Genomic DNA, 14,669 nt, shown 5'->3' with positions numbered 1-14,669 from the left:
AAGCCTCCAGATGGAGGGCCCGGTGGTGCAGCTGCATTCGGGCTATGTCGTGTCGGCCTATAATCAGATTGCGATCAATGCCGATGAAGAGGCTTGGAAAGCCGGGATGATCCCCGACCCCAATAAGATCGAGCAGGAACAGCATCAGGCTTCGGTGCAAATGGCTGAACAGGTCGGGTCTTCGGGTGAGACCGCCAAGTCTCCTGATTGCGGCTATCCGGGGACAGCTCCCTGCAGCGCCAGCAACTAAGACAGAGCGTGTGACATTGATCTGGCGGCGTCGTTTGTGAAAGCGGCGCCGCTTTTAATGTGCGGGGGCGTTCGCTGTGGTGGGTTTGGATATGGCCAAAGCTTCGATGTCGCGGGCGATATCATCCGCCAAGGCTGCAACACGCGCCCCCGAATCGGTGCGTTGCGCATAGGCGCGTAGACCGAAAATCTCGATCTGTAACCGGCTGGCCAGTCGCTCGGGGTCAGCGGTTTCGGGAATTTCTCCGGCGTCGCGGGCAGCGCGATAGATATTGGCGAACGCGACCTCGACCTTGCGCATCATGTCTTCGGTCAACTGGCGCAAGACCGGGTCATCATCGGGCGTCTCAAGCAGGGTTTTGACCAGCATGCAGGCGCGCGAGGGCACGCTGTTGGGCGCGACGCATCCCAAAGCGCGCACATGCGCGGCCAGCCCAGCCAACCGGGTCGGTGCCTTGGCCAGTAGTTCCTCGAATTGGGTTTGTGACATCTGCGAATAAAGACGCAGCGTCTCGCCATAGAGTGCCTCTTTGGACCCGAAAGCCGCGTAGATCGAGCCGGGGCGCATATCAAGCGCGACCTCTAAATCCTTGAGCGAGGTCGCGTGATACCCCTTGGCCCAAAAGAGTTCGAGCGCGCGTTTCAGCACGGCTTCTCTGTCGTAGCTGGCCTGTCTTGCCATGTGTTTCGGTCCCGGTTTGATGATACTTGAGCGATCACTCAAAATATATATTGAATGATCGCTCAAGTAAAGTTAGGGATGAGAAATGAACTTGAGTGATCGCTCAAAAATATCCCTGGGAGACAAGCATGACCGATTTTCCGATCCACACGCTCGAAAGTGCCCCGCAAGCAAGCCGCGCGCTTTTGGAAGACTCCAACAAGGCGTTCGGGCGGCTGCCCGGTTTGCATGCCACGATGGCCGAAGCCCCCGCTTTGCTGGAAGGCTATAAGCAATTGCACCGCCTGTTCGCGCAGGAAACCAGCTTTGACAAAGATGAGCTGACTGTCGTTTGGCAGACCATCAATGTCGAACATGCCTGCCATTACTGCGTGCCCGCCCATACCGGCATCGCGAAAATGATGCAGGTGGATGACGCGATTTCCGATGCGCTGCGCGATGAAACGCCGCTGCCGAACGCCCATCTCGAAGCGCTGCGGACCTTTACGCTGCAGGTCGTGCGCCAGCGTGGCGATGTTTCGGACGCACAAGTGCAAGCGTTCCTGGATGCGGGCTATACCAAGCGTCAGATCCTTGAAGTGGTCCTTGGTGTCGCGCAAAAGGTGATGTCGAACTACACCAACCATCTGGCGCAAACGCCGGTGGATGCGCCGATGCAGAAATTTGGTTGGACGAAAAAAATGGCCGTAAACGCCTAAGTCGATCCGCACAAAAAAACATCGCCCAAGGCTGCGGCCAAGGGCGATGCGAATCGTTTCAGCGTCGGTTCGGTTTTACTCGCCGACCTTTTTGATGCGACCGTCGAGCTTGGTCGTCACGGTGCCGTTCTTCTCGATATAGGTCATCACGTCATTGGCCATCAGATTGCCATTGCCCGCATTCACGATCACCTTGCCACCGCCAAGTGCGGTGTAGCCATCGCCGCCACCCAGCATGTAATCGTTGGTTGCGACCTTATAGACCTTGTTCGGATCAAGCGGTTGACCGCCGATCGTCACCGAGGCCACACGCGACCCCGCAGGTGCGCTCGGGTCATAGACCACATCCATGCCCGCGACTTGCGGGAAGCGGCCTGCGCCCTTTTCGACCTGACTGAAGCCATTCTCAAGTGCAGAGAGCAACTGCGAGCCCGGAATCTCGGTCACGACGGTTTTGTTGCCAAAGGGCAGCTCGGTCATCACATCTTTGCGCGTCAGCTTGTGGCCCGCGTCATAGGTTGTGTCGCCGCGAATGCCGCCGCCATTGATCAGCGTCACATCGGCCTTGGTCGCATCGCGCAGCGCATCGGCAATCAGATCGCCCATCGCGCTTTCTTGCGAGCGCACGACGTTGCGCCGCGAATCCAGCGGTCCCTCAGACGTGCCGATCACCTGTCCCAGATTGTCATCAAGCTGCTTCTTGAACCCGTCAACAAGTTGCATCGACTCAGGGTCGGGCGTTACATCGGCAGTGTCGATCCAGCGGAAGGACGGCGTCCAGCTGATTTTACGTTTGCCGTCTTTCTCAGACACATCAACCGTCAGATCGAGCGGCTGCAGGTAGCGTGCGTCAATCGAAGTTTCGACATAGGCGGTGATCCCGTCATAAAACATCGCGTTGAGGTGATCGTCGCCCGACATGATGACATCGAAATCCTGGCTCGCGATCAGTTTGCGGTCATTGCTCTGATCGGTCTGAACCACGCCGATCACCAGATCCGCCCCGTCCTCGCGGGCTTTCTTGGCAGCCGCAATGGCGGTGTCGACGGTGGGTTCAAAGACCAGATCGCCGGAATTGGCGACCTCGGGGGTGGTGTCTTGCGCGACCGGGATCAGCGCGACTTTCAGGCCGCCGATCTCTTTGGTCATCACCCCGCCAAGCCCCTTGATCGGCGAGCCATCGGCCTGCGTGATATTGATCGCGGCCCAAGGATATTTCGATCCCGCCATTTTCTGCTCGAAATTGGCCGGTCCGAAATCAAACTCGTGGTTGCCCGGAACCGCGATATCGAAGGGCACGAGATTGGTCAGATCAATCGTATTTTGCCCCTCGTCGATGCCCGAAAGCAGCGAAGGCGACAGCATGTCACCGTCAAAAACGTAAAGCGTGTTTGGATTGTCGGCGCGCTCTTTCTTGGCCACTGCGTTGAGGCGCGCGAAACCGCCGCGCTGGCCATCCCCGTCGAAATTATAGATGTCACCGACGCCAAGGATGGTCAGCTTGACGGTTTCGGCGCGCGCGGGCGCGGTGCCCATCAGGCAAAGGGTGGCGGCCCCCAGCATCAGGCTGGCGAGGTGGCGCTTGGTTCGGGTCATATTGGACTCCTTGAAATTGATATTTGTTGGTTAGCCCGCTTGGTTGGGGCTGTGACTTGATCAGACGCCAGACTAAAAAATCTGGCAAGCATTTCACTAGCCGTCATGCATGACGGCGGCGTGTCGATTACTCCTCCCAATAAACCGCCGTCAGATCATTCGCCTGCGTGGGCGCGTTTTCCCACAAGCCTTCGATCTTGGCATTCGCCACGCCGATCTTGGGCAGTTGGAACAAGAACCCATTGGCGTAATCCTGCGCCAAAATGCGCTGGGCGTCTTGCAACAATTCGGTGCGCTTGGCCGCGTCCGAGGTTTTCTCCAACTCCGCCATCACCGCGTCGAATTTCTCGCTGTGATAGCCGAAATAGTAGTCGGGCCGGGCGTAGATGCCGATATCCATCGGCTCGGTATGGCTGACAATGGAGAGGTCGTAATCATGGCCCTTGAACACCCGTTCGAGCCAATCGGCCCATTCCATGTTGGTGATCTCGGTCTGAATACCCACGGCGGCCAGTTCCGCTTGAATGATCTCGCCCGAGCGGCGCGCGTAAGAGGGCGGCGGTAGCGCGAGGCGCAGCTTCAGATCGCTTACGCCCGCCTCTTTCAGCAGCGCTTTGGATTTCTCGGGGTCGTAATTCGATAATGCGGTCAGATCGACATAGGCCGGGTTATGCGGCGCGAAATGGGTGCCAATCGGCGTGCCATAGCCAAACATCGCACCATCAATCAGGTCTTTGCGGTTGATTGCATGGGCGATGGCCTCACGCACACGGATATCGTTGAGCGGCGCGTTGCGCTCGTTCATCGCCAAAATCGTCTCGCCCTCGGTCGAGCCGATGATCAGCTTAAAGCGCGGATCGGATTTGAATTGCGCTGCCGTTTCGGGCGCGGGATAGTTCGGGAAGGCATCGACATCACCCGCCATCATCGCCGCGAATGCCGCCGTTGGGTCGGAAATAAAGCGAAACGTCGCCTCGCGCAGTTTCGGCTGGGGGCCCCAATAGCCCTCATAGGCGCTTAGCGTAATATGATCGCCCTGCGCCCAATCCTTGAACATGAACGGGCCGGTGCCGATGGGATGGGTAGCGTTTTGATCGGCACTTTCAGGCGCGACCATCACGGCATCGCCCCAAGCCAGCTTGAACGGCAGCGCACCATCGGGGGCCTTGAGCGTCAACTTGACCGTCAGCGGATCAAGCACATCGACGCTTTCGATCCCGGTAAACAGCGCCTTTTGCGCATTCGCGCTATCCTCGGCGCGGGCACGATCAAGCGAGAATTTCACATCCTCAGCGTCAAAACGCGACCCGTCTTGAAAGGTCACGCCATCTTGCAAATGAAAGGTATAGCTCAGCCCATCGCCGGAAATATCCCAGCTTTTGGCCAGGTCTGGTCGGATTGAACCGTCAGGGCCAAACCGTGTCAGACCCTGAAACACATTGGCATAGACCACCTCGTCGATCGCGGCAGCGGCCCCGGCGGTCGGGTCAAGGTTTGGCGGCTCCAGCACCATGCCCAGCGTGATCGTATCCTTCGCGGCCCAAGCTGTGGTGGCCGATAGCGCAAGCACGGCAAGGGCAGTAAAAAGGCGCATCTTCATGAGGCTCACTCCGATAGCATTGAATCTCCAGATGATCGGCGGGTTTTGCCTCGCGATCAAGTAGCATCACGGCGGGGCAATCAATCGCGATAGCTCGGGGGGAATTTTAACGCCGCTTTGCCCTGTAACGCCGCGTTGCAGCAATGTTATCTTCCCTCACGGGGTCTGAACCGCTAGGTATTTGACCCAAAGGCAAGGGAGGATCGACCATGAGTGCCAGCTCAAACACGCGGCAGAAAATGCCCGCAGATATCGTCGCGATGAAGGGCGGGGCCCCTATCGTGTGCCTGACCGCTTATACCACGCCGATTGCCAAGGTGGTCGATCCACATTGCGATCTGGTGCTGGTGGGCGATTCCGTGGGCATGGTGCTGCACGGGCTGCCCTCGACCCTTGGCGTCACGATGGAGATGATGGTGATGCACGGGCAGGCAGTGGCGCGAGGTCTGCAAAATGCGCTGATGGTGATCGACATGCCCTTTGGCAGCTACGAGGAAAGCCCGCAGCAAGCCTTCGCCAATGCCGCGATTCTGATGGCCGAAACCGGGGCCGGCGCGGTCAAGTTGGAAGGCGGTCAGCATATGGCCGAAACCATCGCCTTTCTGGTCGCGCGTGGCATTCCGGTGATGGCGCATATCGGGCTGACGCCGCAATCGGTGAACACGCTGGGCGGCTACAAGGTACAGGGGCGGGGCGAAGATCGTGCGCGCCTGATCGCAGATGCGCGCGCGGTGGCAGATGCCGGGGCGTTCTCGGTCGTGCTGGAAAAGGTGCCCCAAGGCTTGGCCGATCAGATCACTGCCGAGATTGACATTCCCACCGTGGGCATCGGGGCTGGGGCAGGCTGTGACGGGCAGGTGCTTGTGGTTGACGACATGCTGGGCCTGTTCACCGAGTTCAAACCGAAATTCGTCAAACGCTTTGGCGCGCTGGGCGAGGCTGCCGATCAGGCCGTTTCTGATTATGCCGCCGAGGTGCGTGCGCGCAGCTTCCCCGGACCCGAACATGTCTTTGCCGATGAGGTGAAAAAATGACCGAAGTGATCCGCAGCGCCGATGAGCTGCGCGAGAAGGTGGCGGGGTGGAAACGCTCGGGGATGCTGGTGGGCGTGGTGCCGACGATGGGCGCGCTGCATGAGGGGCACCTAAGCCTTGCGCGCGCCGCACGCGAACAGTCCGACCGCGTGATCGTGACGGTTTTCGTCAATCCGATGCAGTTCAACAATGCCTCGGATCTGGAAAAATACCCCCGCGATGAGGCCCATGATCTGGCGCTGCTCGATAGCGAGGGCGTCGATGTGCTGTTCGCGCCCGGCGTTGATGAGGTTTACCCGGACGGCTTTGCTACCACCGTCTCGGTCAGCGGCATCACCGAACCGCTGGAGGGCGCGTTTCGCCCCGGTCACTTCGACGGGGTCGCCACGGTCTGTTCAAAACTGTTTGGCATGACGCAGGCGGGGCGCGCGTTTTTTGGCGAAAAGGACTGGCAGCAATTGCAGGTCGTGCAGCGCTTCGTACGCGATCTCAACATTCCCGTGCGCATCATCGGCTGCCCCACAATCCGCGAGGAAGACGGGCTGGCGATGTCGTCGCGCAATGTGCGCCTCAGCGCGGCGGAGCGTGCCGTCGCACCCGTTTTGCATGCGGTGATGCAAGCGGCCGCGAGTGACATGCGCGAGGGCAAGGCGGTGCAAGCGGCGCTGATGGATGCGCAGGCCGCGCTGCTTGAGGCCGGGTTTCGCGATATCGAATATCTGGAATTGCGCACCGTGGATGGCCTTCGCCCCGCGTCCGATTTGTCACAGCCCGTGCGCATGCTGGTTGCGCTTTGGCTGGCCGATGTGCGCTTGATCGACAATATCGCGGTTTGATCTGAAAGGAATACCATGACGACCCCGCTAAGCCCGGAAGAACGCAAACAGCTGGAAATGTCGGTGCTGATGACGCCCGATCAGGCGAATTTCTCGGGCAAAGTACATGGCGGGGCGTTGCTGGCATGGCTTGATCGCGTGGCCTTCTCGCTCGCCTCGCGCTACTCGCGCCAATATGCGGTGACGCTGAGCGTTGATCAGGTGACCTTTCAGCAACCGATCAACGTGGGCGAACTGGTGACGTTTCGCGCCAGCGTCAACCATACGGGGCGCACCTCAATGGAGATCGGCATCCGCGTTGAGGCCGAGAACATCACCGCAGGCACGCGCCGCCACACCAATAGCTGCTATTTCACGATGGTCGCAGTGGATGCGAACGGCAAGCCCGTCGCCGTGCCCAAGCTGGCCCCTGAGACGCGCGAGGAAAAACACCGCTGGCGCGCGGCGGAACTACGCCGCGAATTGCGCCGGGAATTCGCGCAGAAGATGGATGCGGCAGCGGATCACAGTGAGGATTGAGGGCGAAACTCTGCGGGCAGGTGCAACGACAGTGAAAGCATCCCAGGTCCGAAGCGAAAGAAGGTGACGCCCCAGCGTTCAGGCGATCCAGGTTCACCCTCTATCCAGCCAATCGCCATGTCGCCGATGGGGTCGATGTCGTGGCTTTCAGCAAGTCCAATGAGTTCAGGGATGCGCGTTCGAGCAAGGGCTGCCAGTTCCCGCGCCTGCTTGGCGTCGATCGGGGAACAGAGGTCTTCCACGCTGCAGTCATTGCTATTGCCTGCCAATGAGAAGCGGCTGAGCGGGTCGATGAAATCCGTATAGTGGAGCGACATCGGTGCTTCGATCAAACCTTGGTGGTCTTCGGGGGCACCATACAGCTTTGGCAGACAGCGCTCTTCGAACATCGCGAACATCTCGCGCGCTGGATCGCGGCGACTATGGTGATAGCTTTCGCGCAGCAGATAACCCGCTGGCAAGCCTAGGGCAATTGTCAGCGCCAGATAGGCGAGGCGTCTGAAATGCATCTTTGGAAATTGGTCCGATCTGTTTCGCTTTGATGCTAGCATCAGTGCCGGAATAAAAAAGGGCGGCCACTGGGCCGCCCTTTGTCATTGCCGGATCGGGTCGCTTACGCGTGAATCGCGCCGTCGCCGCAGGCCAGCGCGGCCTCGCGCACGGCTTCCGAGAAGGTCGGGTGGGCGTGGCAGGTCAGCGCTACATCCTGTGCCGAGGCGCCGAATTCCATCGCGACGCAGATCTCGTGGATCAAATCGCCCGCGCCGGGGCCGATGATGTGGCAGCCGAGCACGCGGTCGGTTTCCTTGTCAGCGATCAGCTTTACAAAGCCTTCGCCCTGAAACACCGCCTTGGCGCGCGCATTGCCCATGAACGAGAACTTGCCGACCTTATAGGCGCGCCCCTCTTGCTTGAGCGCCTCTTCGGTCAGGCCCACGGAGGCGACCTCGGGGGTGGTGTAGATCACGCCGGGGATCACGGCGTAATTCACATGGCCATGCTTGCCTGCGATGACCTCGGCGACAGCCATGCCCTCGTCTTCGGCCTTGTGGGCCAGCATCGGGCCAACAACCGCATCGCCGATGGCGTAGATGCCGGGGATCGAGGTTTTCCAATGATCGTCGATCTTGATCTGACCGCGCGGCAGCAGTTCCACGCCCGCACCCTCAAGACCCAAACCATCCGTGTAGGGTTTGCGCCCGGTGGCGACAAGCACGGTCTCTGCGTCAATCGTGGCTTGGCTATCATCCTTGCGAAGCTGGTATTTCACCGTGGCCTTGCCGTTCTTCACATCCACAGCCTGAACCGCCGCGCCAAGGACGAATTTCAGCCCCTGCTTGGTCAGGATCTTTTGGAAGGAGCGCGCCACTTCGCCGTCCATGCCGGGCGTGATCGCGTCGAGATATTCGACCACCGTCACCTCGGCGCCCAGACGCGCATAGACCGAACCCATCTCAAGCCCGATCACGCCTGCGCCGATCACGACCATCGATTTCGGGATCTTGCCAAGCGACAGCGCGCCGGTCGAGGTCACAACGGTCTTCTCGTCGATCTCGATACCGGGCAGCGAGGAGGGCTCGGAGCCGGTCGCAACCACGATGGATTTGGCGGTGTGGACCTCATCGCCGACCTTGACCTTGCCCGCCTCGGGGATCGAGCCCCACCCCTTGAGCCAGTCGACTTTGTTCTTCTTGAACAGGAACTCGATGCCCTTGGTGTTGCCGTCAATCACGTCTTGCTTATAGGCCTGCATCTGTTTCCAGTCGACCGAAGGGGATTTGCCCTTCAGGCCCATCTTGGCGAAGTTATGCTCGGCTTCGTGCAGCTGGTGGGTGGCGTGCAAAAGCGCCTTGGAGGGGATACAGCCGACATTCAGGCAGGTGCCTCCCAGCGTCTCGCGGCCTTCGACCACGGCGGTTTTCAGTCCCAACTGGGCGCAGCGGATGGCGCAGACATAGCCGCCCGGGCCAGCGCCGATAACGATCACATCATAATCAGCCATTTTCTTGCTCCTTACGGTTCATTCGAGGGCGCACAAAGGGCGCGCCGGTGTTCAGATCAGCGCGGCAATCGCCAGCGCCAGAGTTGCGAAAAATCCAACGCCCCAGATCAGCGAGCGCCAAGGCACCAGTCCCGCCACATAGGCCGGGATATACAGCAGGCGCGCGATCAGGAAGATCGCGGCAAACGTGGCCGTGGCCTCGGTGGATTGCCCCGTCAGCCCCACCATCAGCGCGACGGGCGCAAACAGGATCAGACTTTCAAAGGAATTGTTCACCGAACGCTGCATCCGCGCGCAGCCGGGCGACAGTGGCTTGGGCGGCGCAGCATCACGCGGAGAGAGCGGGTATTTCGGGCCCAGCTCGCGATTGGCCTTCACTGAATAGGCGGCCATCAGGGCCATATGCAGCAGAATTGCGAGTGCAAGGGTGGTGAGTTCGGGGGTCATGGGTCGCTCCCGGTTGAGAGGGCGGACCGGGGGGCTGCCTGCCCCCCGGACCCCCCGGGGATATTTCGATCAAGAGGAAGGGCAGAGGGCGCCTTCCAGAGGGATCACAAATCCATCAGCAACCGGCGCGGGTCTTCGAGCGCTTCTTTGACGCGCACGAGGAAGGTCACGGCGCCTTTGCCGTCGACGATGCGGTGATCGTAGCTGAGTGCGAGATACATCATCGGGCGGATCACGATTTCACCGTTCACGACCATCGGGCGGTCCTGGATCTTGTGCATGCCGAGGATACCCGATTGCGGCGGGTTGAGGATCGGCGAGGACATCAGCGAGCCGTAGACGCCACCGTTCGAGATGGTGAACGAGCCGCCCTGCATGTCGGCCATCGAGAGTTTGCCGTCACGCGCACGGGTGCCCATTTCAGCGATGGTCTTCTCGATCGAGGCAAAGCCCATCTGATCGGCATCGCGCACCACCGGCACCACGAGACCCGACGGCGTGCCGACCGCCACGCCCATATGGACGTAGTTCTTGTAGACCACTTCGTTGCCGTCGATCTCGGCATTGACCTCGGGGACTTCTTTCAGCGCATGGCAGCAGGCTTTGACGAAGAAGGACATGAAGCCCAGTTTCACGCCGTGCTTTTTCAGGAACAGGTCCTTGTACTCGTTGCGCAGGTCCATGACGCCCGACATGTCCACCTCGTTATAGGTGGTCAGCATCGCGGCGGTGTTCTGGCTGTCTTTCAGGCGCTTGGCGATGGTGGCGCGCAGGCGGGTCATTTTCACCCGTTCTTCGCGTGCGCCGTCATCGGCGTTGATCGGGCCGCGCGGGGTGGCGGCGGGGGCAGGGGCGACCGAAACAGAGGCCGCTTTGGGGGCCGATGCGGCCTTGGTCACGTCTTCCTTCATGATCCGGCCATCTTTGCCCGAGCCCTGAACCGAGGACGGGTCGATGTTCTTTTCAGCCATCAGTTTTTTGGCCGAAGGGGCGTCTTCGACATCCTTGCCACCCGTGGCGGGGGCGTCGGATTTCGCGGCGGGAGCGGCAGGTGCTGCACCGGCGCTTGCGCCCTCGGCGATCACGGCCAGTTTGGCGGAGGCATCCACGGTCGCGCCTTCTTCGGCGACGATTGCCTGCAACACACCAGCCGCAGGGGCGGGCACTTCGACGGAGACCTTATCGGTTTCCAGCTCGCAGAGCATCTCATCGGCCGCGACCACATCGCCAACCTTTTTGAACCACGTCGAAACTGTGGCCTCAGTGACAGATTCACCAAGGCTGGGCACCATTACGTCGACCATTTTTCCCTCATTCGATTGGGCTGCAGCGGGCTTCTCCGCCGGTTTATCTTGTTGTTTCGGAGCGGCGGTGCCAGCCCCGGCGGCTTCGATTGTTGCCAGCAAGGCGTCGACACCAACGGTTTCACCCTCGGCGGCGACGATCTCGCCCAAAGTGCCTGCGGCGGGTGCAGGCACCTCGACGGTCACCTTGTCGGTTTCCAATTCGCACAGCATCTCATCGGCGGCGACCGGATCGCCCGGCTTCTTGAACCAGGTGGCGACGGTGGCCTCTGTGACGCTTTCTCCAAGCGTCGGGACGCGGACTTCAGTGGACATCAATCAACCCTCCAATGCATCGTTGACGAGCGCTTCCTGCTCGGCTTTGTGGCGGCTCGCCAGACCCGTTGCGGGCGAGGCCGAGGCACCGCGACCGGCATAGCGCGCACGGGCATGTTTGGCGTCGATCTTGGCGAGAACCCATTCGATATAGGGCTCGACAAAGCTCCACGCGCCTTGGTTTTTCGGCTCTTCCTGACACCAGACGATCTGGGCATTCTTGAACCGGGTGAGTTCCTTGGTCATCGCCTGCGCGGGGAACGGGTAGAACTGTTCGAGACGCAACAGGTAGACATCATCAAGGCCGCGTTCGTCACGCTGAGCGAGTAGGTCATAATAGACCTTGCCCGAGGAGATCACGACGCGCTTGATCTTGTCGTCGGATTTCAGCTTGAGATCCGAATTGCCCATTTCCGCATCATCCCACAATACGCGGTGGAACGTGGAGCCGGTGGTGAATTCATCGGCCTTGGAGACGCATTTCGGGTGACGCAGCAACGATTTCGGCGTCATCAGGATCAGCGGCTTGCGGAAGTCGCGATGGATTTGGCGGCGCAGAATGTGGAAGTAGTTCGCCGGGGTCGAGCAGTTCGCTACGATCCAGTTATCTTCCGCCGAGTTCTGCAGGTAACGCTCAAGACGGGCCGAGCTGTGCTCGGGGCCTTGACCCTCAAAGCCGTGCGGCAGGAGGCAGACGAGCCCCGACATGCGCAGCCATTTGCGCTCGCCCGAGTTGATGAACTGGTCGAACATGATCTGCGCGCCATTGGCGAAGTCACCGAATTGCGCCTCCCACAGGGTCAGCGTGCTGGGTTCAGCCAGCGAGTAGCCATATTCGAAACCCAGCACCGCGTATTCCGAAAGCATCGAGTCGATGACCTCGAACCGGGCTTGGCCCTCGCGGATGTGGTTCAGCGGGTAATAGCGGTCCTCGTCGGTCTGGCTGACAAAGGCCGAATGGCGCTGCGAGAAGGTGCCGCGCGTGGCATCCTGCCCTGACAGGCGCACCGGCACCCCTTCGGTGACGAGCGAGCCGAACGCCAAGGCCTCGGCAGTGGCCCAGTCAAAGCCGGTGCCCGTTTCAAACATCTGCTTTTTGTTTTCCAGCAGGCGCGCAACGGTCTTGTGCAGCGCAAACCCGTCGGGCGGCGTGACCAATGCTTTGCCGACGTCAGCGAATGTATCGGGAGAAATCGCGGTTGAGCCCGGTTCATACTCGCTTTTTTCCTGCTCAAATCCGGACCAGCGACCGTCGAGCCAGTCGGCCTTGTTCGGTTTGAACACCTTCCCGGCCTCGAACTCTTCGTTGAGATGGGCTTGGAACGCGGCTTTCATATCCTCGATCTCGCCTTCGGGCATCAGCCCGTCTGCGATCAGACGTTCGGTATAAAGCTGCAAGGTGGTCTTGTGAGTCTTGATCGCCTTGTACATCACCGGGTTGGTGAACATCGGCTCGTCGCCTTCGTTGTGACCAAAGCGGCGGTAGCAGAAGATGTCGATCACCACGTCTTTGTGGAATTTCTGGCGGAACTCGATGGCGACGCGTGCGGCGTGCACCACGGCCTCGGGGTCATCGCCGTTGACGTGGAAGATCGGGGCCTCGACCATCAGGGCCAGATCGGTCGGATAGGGCGAGGTGCGCGAGAAGTGCGGCGCGGTGGTAAAGCCGATCTGGTTGTTCACGACAAGGTGGATCGTGCCGCCCGTGCGGTGACCGCGAATGCCCGAAAGCTGGAAACATTCCGCAACCACACCCTGACCGGCAAAGGCCGCATCGCCATGCAGCAAGATCGACATCACCTTGGTGCGGTCGGCCTGATCGTTCAGCTGGTCCTGCTTGGCGCGCACTTTGCCCAAGGCGACCGGGTTCACGGCCTCAAGGTGGCTGGGGTTGGCGGTCAGCGACAGGTGAACCTTGTTGCCGTCAAACTCGCGATCCGCCGAAGCGCCGAGGTGATATTTCACATCGCCCGAGCCATCCACGTCTTCGGGCTTGAACGAGCCGCCTTGGAATTCGTGGAAGATCGCGCGGAACGGTTTGCTCAGCACATTGGCCAGCACCGACAGACGGCCCCGGTGGGGCATGCCGATCACGACCTCTTGCAGGCCCAACTGTCCGCCGCGTTTGATGATCTGCTCCATCGCGGGGATCAGCGCCTCGCCGCCATCAAGGCCGAAACGCTTGGTGCCCATGTATTTGACGTGCAGGAATTTCTCGAACCCTTCGGCCTCAACCAGCTTGTTGAGGATCGCGCGGCGTCCGGTCTTGGTAAAGGTGATTTCCTTGCCGTAACCCTCGATCCGCTCTTTGAGCCAGGACGATTGCACGGGGTCGGAAATATGCATGTATTGCAGCGCGAAGGTGCCGCAATAGGTGCGTTTCACCAGATCCATGATCTGACGCATCGAGGCGACTTCCAGCCCCAGAACGTTGTCGATGAAGATCGGGCGATCCATATCGGCATCGGTAAAGCCGTAGCTTTTCGGGTCCAGTTCGGGATGGGGCAATTCTTCGCGCATCCCCAGCGGGTCAAGATCAGCGGCAAGGTGCCCCCGGATCCGGAACGCGCGGATGATCATCAGCGCGCGGATCGAATCCAGCACGGCGCGTTTGATCGCGCCCTCATCAATGGCAACGCCGGCATCAGCGGCTTTTTTCTTGATCTTCTCGGCAACGGCCTTGCCCTCGGTCGCGGGCCATTCGCCCGTGAGTGCCGCCGTCAGATCGTCTGACGAGACCGGCGGCCAATCGCTGCGTTCCCAGCTTGCACCGGCGGCCGATTTCTTGACGTCTTGCTCGGGATCACCCAGCGAGGCAAAAAACGCAGCCCAAGCCGTGTCCACCGAAGACGGGTCTTCGGCGAAGCGCGCATAAAGCTGCTCGACATATTCCGCGTTGGCGCCTTGCAGAAATTGTGAGGCGTTGAACTGATCATTGGGGGATTGTTCGGTCATTTTTGTAACCTCGGAGGGTAAGATGGATCAGCGGCAGTCAGCGATAGTCGAAGTGCCGACATGCCGTGTTGAAACGAGTATCTTGCCGACAGAGCGGCATTTATCTGCGCTGATGCGCTCGCGCTCGCCCAGCGTCAAAGGTCGGCTTGTGATCATCGCGCTTTGTCCCGTTGCGGGGTTTGTCGCGGCCACGCGCAGCCGTGCGGGGGCATTGATCAGGTTGGTATCGGTTGCAGCAGTTGAGGGGCGCACGACATCTTTGCCCGACTGGATCGCATAGGGGCTGACATAGCCTTCAGGCGAGACGGCCGCAGGCGCAGCATAAGCGTCAAAGGCGCGGTCGCGATGACCCGGTGCGGTGCATTCTGCTGCTAAAGAGGCGCCGGAAATGACGGTGACGGGCAGGAAAAACGGTTTCGTCATGCGATGGCT

Annotated in this window: 13 protein-coding genes and 1 pseudogene; 5 read left to right on the top strand and 9 right to left on the bottom strand. The window is 60.2% G+C overall.

The window, feature by feature from the left end; translation table 11 throughout:
• A pseudogene (locus tag QZ571_RS12305) lies at positions 1 to 250 on the top strand (hypothetical protein); the annotation flags it as partial.
• A gap of 54 nt (positions 251 to 304) precedes the next feature.
• On the opposite strand, the gene QZ571_RS12300 reads toward QZ571_RS12305, so the two are convergent.
• The gene (locus QZ571_RS12300) at positions 305 to 931 is read right to left on the bottom strand and encodes a TetR/AcrR family transcriptional regulator (protein ID WP_295535177.1); all 627 of its coding nucleotides are present in this window, start codon (positions 929 to 931) and stop codon (positions 305 to 307) included.
• Positions 932 to 1,059: 128 nt separating this feature from the next.
• Between QZ571_RS12300 and QZ571_RS12295 the strand changes: the two genes are divergently transcribed.
• A complete protein-coding gene (locus tag QZ571_RS12295) occupies positions 1,060 to 1,629 on the top strand; it encodes a carboxymuconolactone decarboxylase family protein (RefSeq protein WP_295535174.1) in 570 nt (189 codons plus the stop codon).
• A gap of 75 nt (positions 1,630 to 1,704) precedes the next feature.
• Here QZ571_RS12295 and QZ571_RS12290 read toward each other — a convergent pair whose 3' ends face one another.
• Positions 1,705 to 3,225, bottom strand: a complete 1,521-nt coding sequence (locus QZ571_RS12290; protein ID WP_295535172.1) for a bifunctional UDP-sugar hydrolase/5'-nucleotidase — start codon at positions 3,223 to 3,225, stop codon at positions 1,705 to 1,707.
• A 127-nt stretch (positions 3,226 to 3,352) separates the two neighbouring features.
• On the bottom strand, positions 3,353 to 4,825 hold the full coding sequence (locus QZ571_RS12285; RefSeq protein WP_295535169.1) for an ABC transporter substrate-binding protein: 1,473 nt from the start codon (positions 4,823 to 4,825) through the stop codon (positions 3,353 to 3,355).
• Between the two features lie 209 nt (positions 4,826 to 5,034).
• Here QZ571_RS12285 and panB point away from each other — a divergent pair, with 209 nt between their 5' ends.
• The 3 genes from panB to QZ571_RS12270 are packed head-to-tail and all read left to right on the top strand — an operon-like array spanning position 5,035 to position 7,214.
• On the top strand, positions 5,035 to 5,859 hold the full coding sequence (gene panB / locus QZ571_RS12280; RefSeq protein ID WP_295535166.1) for a 3-methyl-2-oxobutanoate hydroxymethyltransferase: 825 nt from the start codon (positions 5,035 to 5,037) through the stop codon (positions 5,857 to 5,859).
• On the top strand, positions 5,856 to 6,695 hold the full coding sequence (gene panC / locus QZ571_RS12275; protein WP_295535163.1) for a pantoate--beta-alanine ligase: 840 nt from the start codon (positions 5,856 to 5,858) through the stop codon (positions 6,693 to 6,695). Before panB ends, panC begins: the two co-directional genes overlap by 4 nt.
• A gap of 15 nt (positions 6,696 to 6,710) precedes the next feature.
• Positions 6,711 to 7,214 (top strand): acyl-CoA thioesterase, encoded by a 504-nt coding sequence (locus tag QZ571_RS12270; protein WP_295535160.1) that lies wholly within the window; start codon positions 6,711 to 6,713, stop codon positions 7,212 to 7,214.
• Here the strand turns inward: QZ571_RS12270 and QZ571_RS12265 are convergent.
• The 6 genes from QZ571_RS12265 to QZ571_RS12240 all read right to left on the bottom strand — a co-directional run bounded on the left by QZ571_RS12265 (position 7,199) and on the right by QZ571_RS12240 (position 14,660).
• Positions 7,199 to 7,723: a hypothetical protein gene (locus QZ571_RS12265; RefSeq protein WP_295535157.1), complete on the bottom strand. Its 525-nt coding sequence runs from the start codon at positions 7,721 to 7,723 to the stop codon at positions 7,199 to 7,201. The two genes, QZ571_RS12270 and QZ571_RS12265, sit on opposite strands and share 16 nt — an antisense overlap.
• A gap of 104 nt (positions 7,724 to 7,827) precedes the next feature.
• Complete coding sequence (gene lpdA / locus QZ571_RS12260; RefSeq protein ID WP_295535154.1) at positions 7,828 to 9,216, bottom strand: dihydrolipoyl dehydrogenase; 1,389 nt, start codon at positions 9,214 to 9,216, stop codon at positions 7,828 to 7,830.
• Positions 9,217 to 9,267: 51 nt separating this feature from the next.
• Complete coding sequence (locus tag QZ571_RS12255) at positions 9,268 to 9,663, bottom strand: MAPEG family protein (protein ID WP_295535153.1); 396 nt, start codon at positions 9,661 to 9,663, stop codon at positions 9,268 to 9,270.
• A 104-nt stretch (positions 9,664 to 9,767) separates the two neighbouring features.
• Entirely contained in the window at positions 9,768 to 11,282 is a 1,515-nt protein-coding gene (odhB, locus tag QZ571_RS12250) for a 2-oxoglutarate dehydrogenase complex dihydrolipoyllysine-residue succinyltransferase (protein WP_295535150.1), read from the bottom strand.
• A gap of 3 nt (positions 11,283 to 11,285) precedes the next feature.
• Positions 11,286 to 14,237 (bottom strand): 2-oxoglutarate dehydrogenase E1 component, encoded by a 2,952-nt coding sequence (locus tag QZ571_RS12245; RefSeq protein WP_295535147.1) that lies wholly within the window; start codon positions 14,235 to 14,237, stop codon positions 11,286 to 11,288.
• 27 nt (positions 14,238 to 14,264) lie between these two features.
• Positions 14,265 to 14,660, bottom strand: coding sequence for a hypothetical protein (locus tag QZ571_RS12240; protein ID WP_295535145.1), 396 nt, complete (start codon positions 14,658 to 14,660; stop codon positions 14,265 to 14,267).
• Positions 14,661 to 14,669 lie beyond the last annotated feature (9 nt).

The organism is uncultured Thioclava sp. (assembly GCF_913064665.1).
In the GTDB taxonomy this organism is placed as follows: Bacteria; Pseudomonadota; Alphaproteobacteria; order Rhodobacterales; family Rhodobacteraceae; genus Thioclava; species Thioclava arctica.
The sequence above is the reverse complement of the archived record's forward strand: the minus strand, read 5'-3'. Positions and strand labels throughout refer to the sequence as shown.

Coding starts and splice junctions, on each gene's coding strand:
- QZ571_RS12265 (WP_295535157.1), bottom strand. CDS start 7,723: ATGCATTTCAGACGCCTCGCCTATCTGGCGCTGACAATTGCCCTAGGC.
- QZ571_RS12290 (WP_295535172.1), bottom strand. CDS start 3,225: ATGACCCGAACCAAGCGCCACCTCGCCAGCCTGATGCTGGGGGCCGCC.
- QZ571_RS12270 (WP_295535160.1), top strand. CDS start 6,711: ATGACGACCCCGCTAAGCCCGGAAGAACGCAAACAGCTGGAAATGTCG.
- QZ571_RS12255 (WP_295535153.1), bottom strand. CDS start 9,663: ATGACCCCCGAACTCACCACCCTTGCACTCGCAATTCTGCTGCATATG.
- QZ571_RS12300 (WP_295535177.1), bottom strand. CDS start 931: ATGGCAAGACAGGCCAGCTACGACAGAGAAGCCGTGCTGAAACGCGCG.
- QZ571_RS12240 (WP_295535145.1), bottom strand. CDS start 14,660: ATGACGAAACCGTTTTTCCTGCCCGTCACCGTCATTTCCGGCGCCTCT.
- QZ571_RS12295 (WP_295535174.1), top strand. CDS start 1,060: ATGACCGATTTTCCGATCCACACGCTCGAAAGTGCCCCGCAAGCAAGC.
- lpdA (WP_295535154.1), bottom strand. CDS start 9,216: ATGGCTGATTATGATGTGATCGTTATCGGCGCTGGCCCGGGCGGCTAT.
- panB (WP_295535166.1), top strand. CDS start 5,035: ATGAGTGCCAGCTCAAACACGCGGCAGAAAATGCCCGCAGATATCGTC.
- QZ571_RS12245 (WP_295535147.1), bottom strand. CDS start 14,237: ATGACCGAACAATCCCCCAATGATCAGTTCAACGCCTCACAATTTCTG.
- odhB (WP_295535150.1), bottom strand. CDS start 11,282: ATGTCCACTGAAGTCCGCGTCCCGACGCTTGGAGAAAGCGTCACAGAG.
- QZ571_RS12285 (WP_295535169.1), bottom strand. CDS start 4,825: ATGAAGATGCGCCTTTTTACTGCCCTTGCCGTGCTTGCGCTATCGGCC.
- panC (WP_295535163.1), top strand. CDS start 5,856: ATGACCGAAGTGATCCGCAGCGCCGATGAGCTGCGCGAGAAGGTGGCG.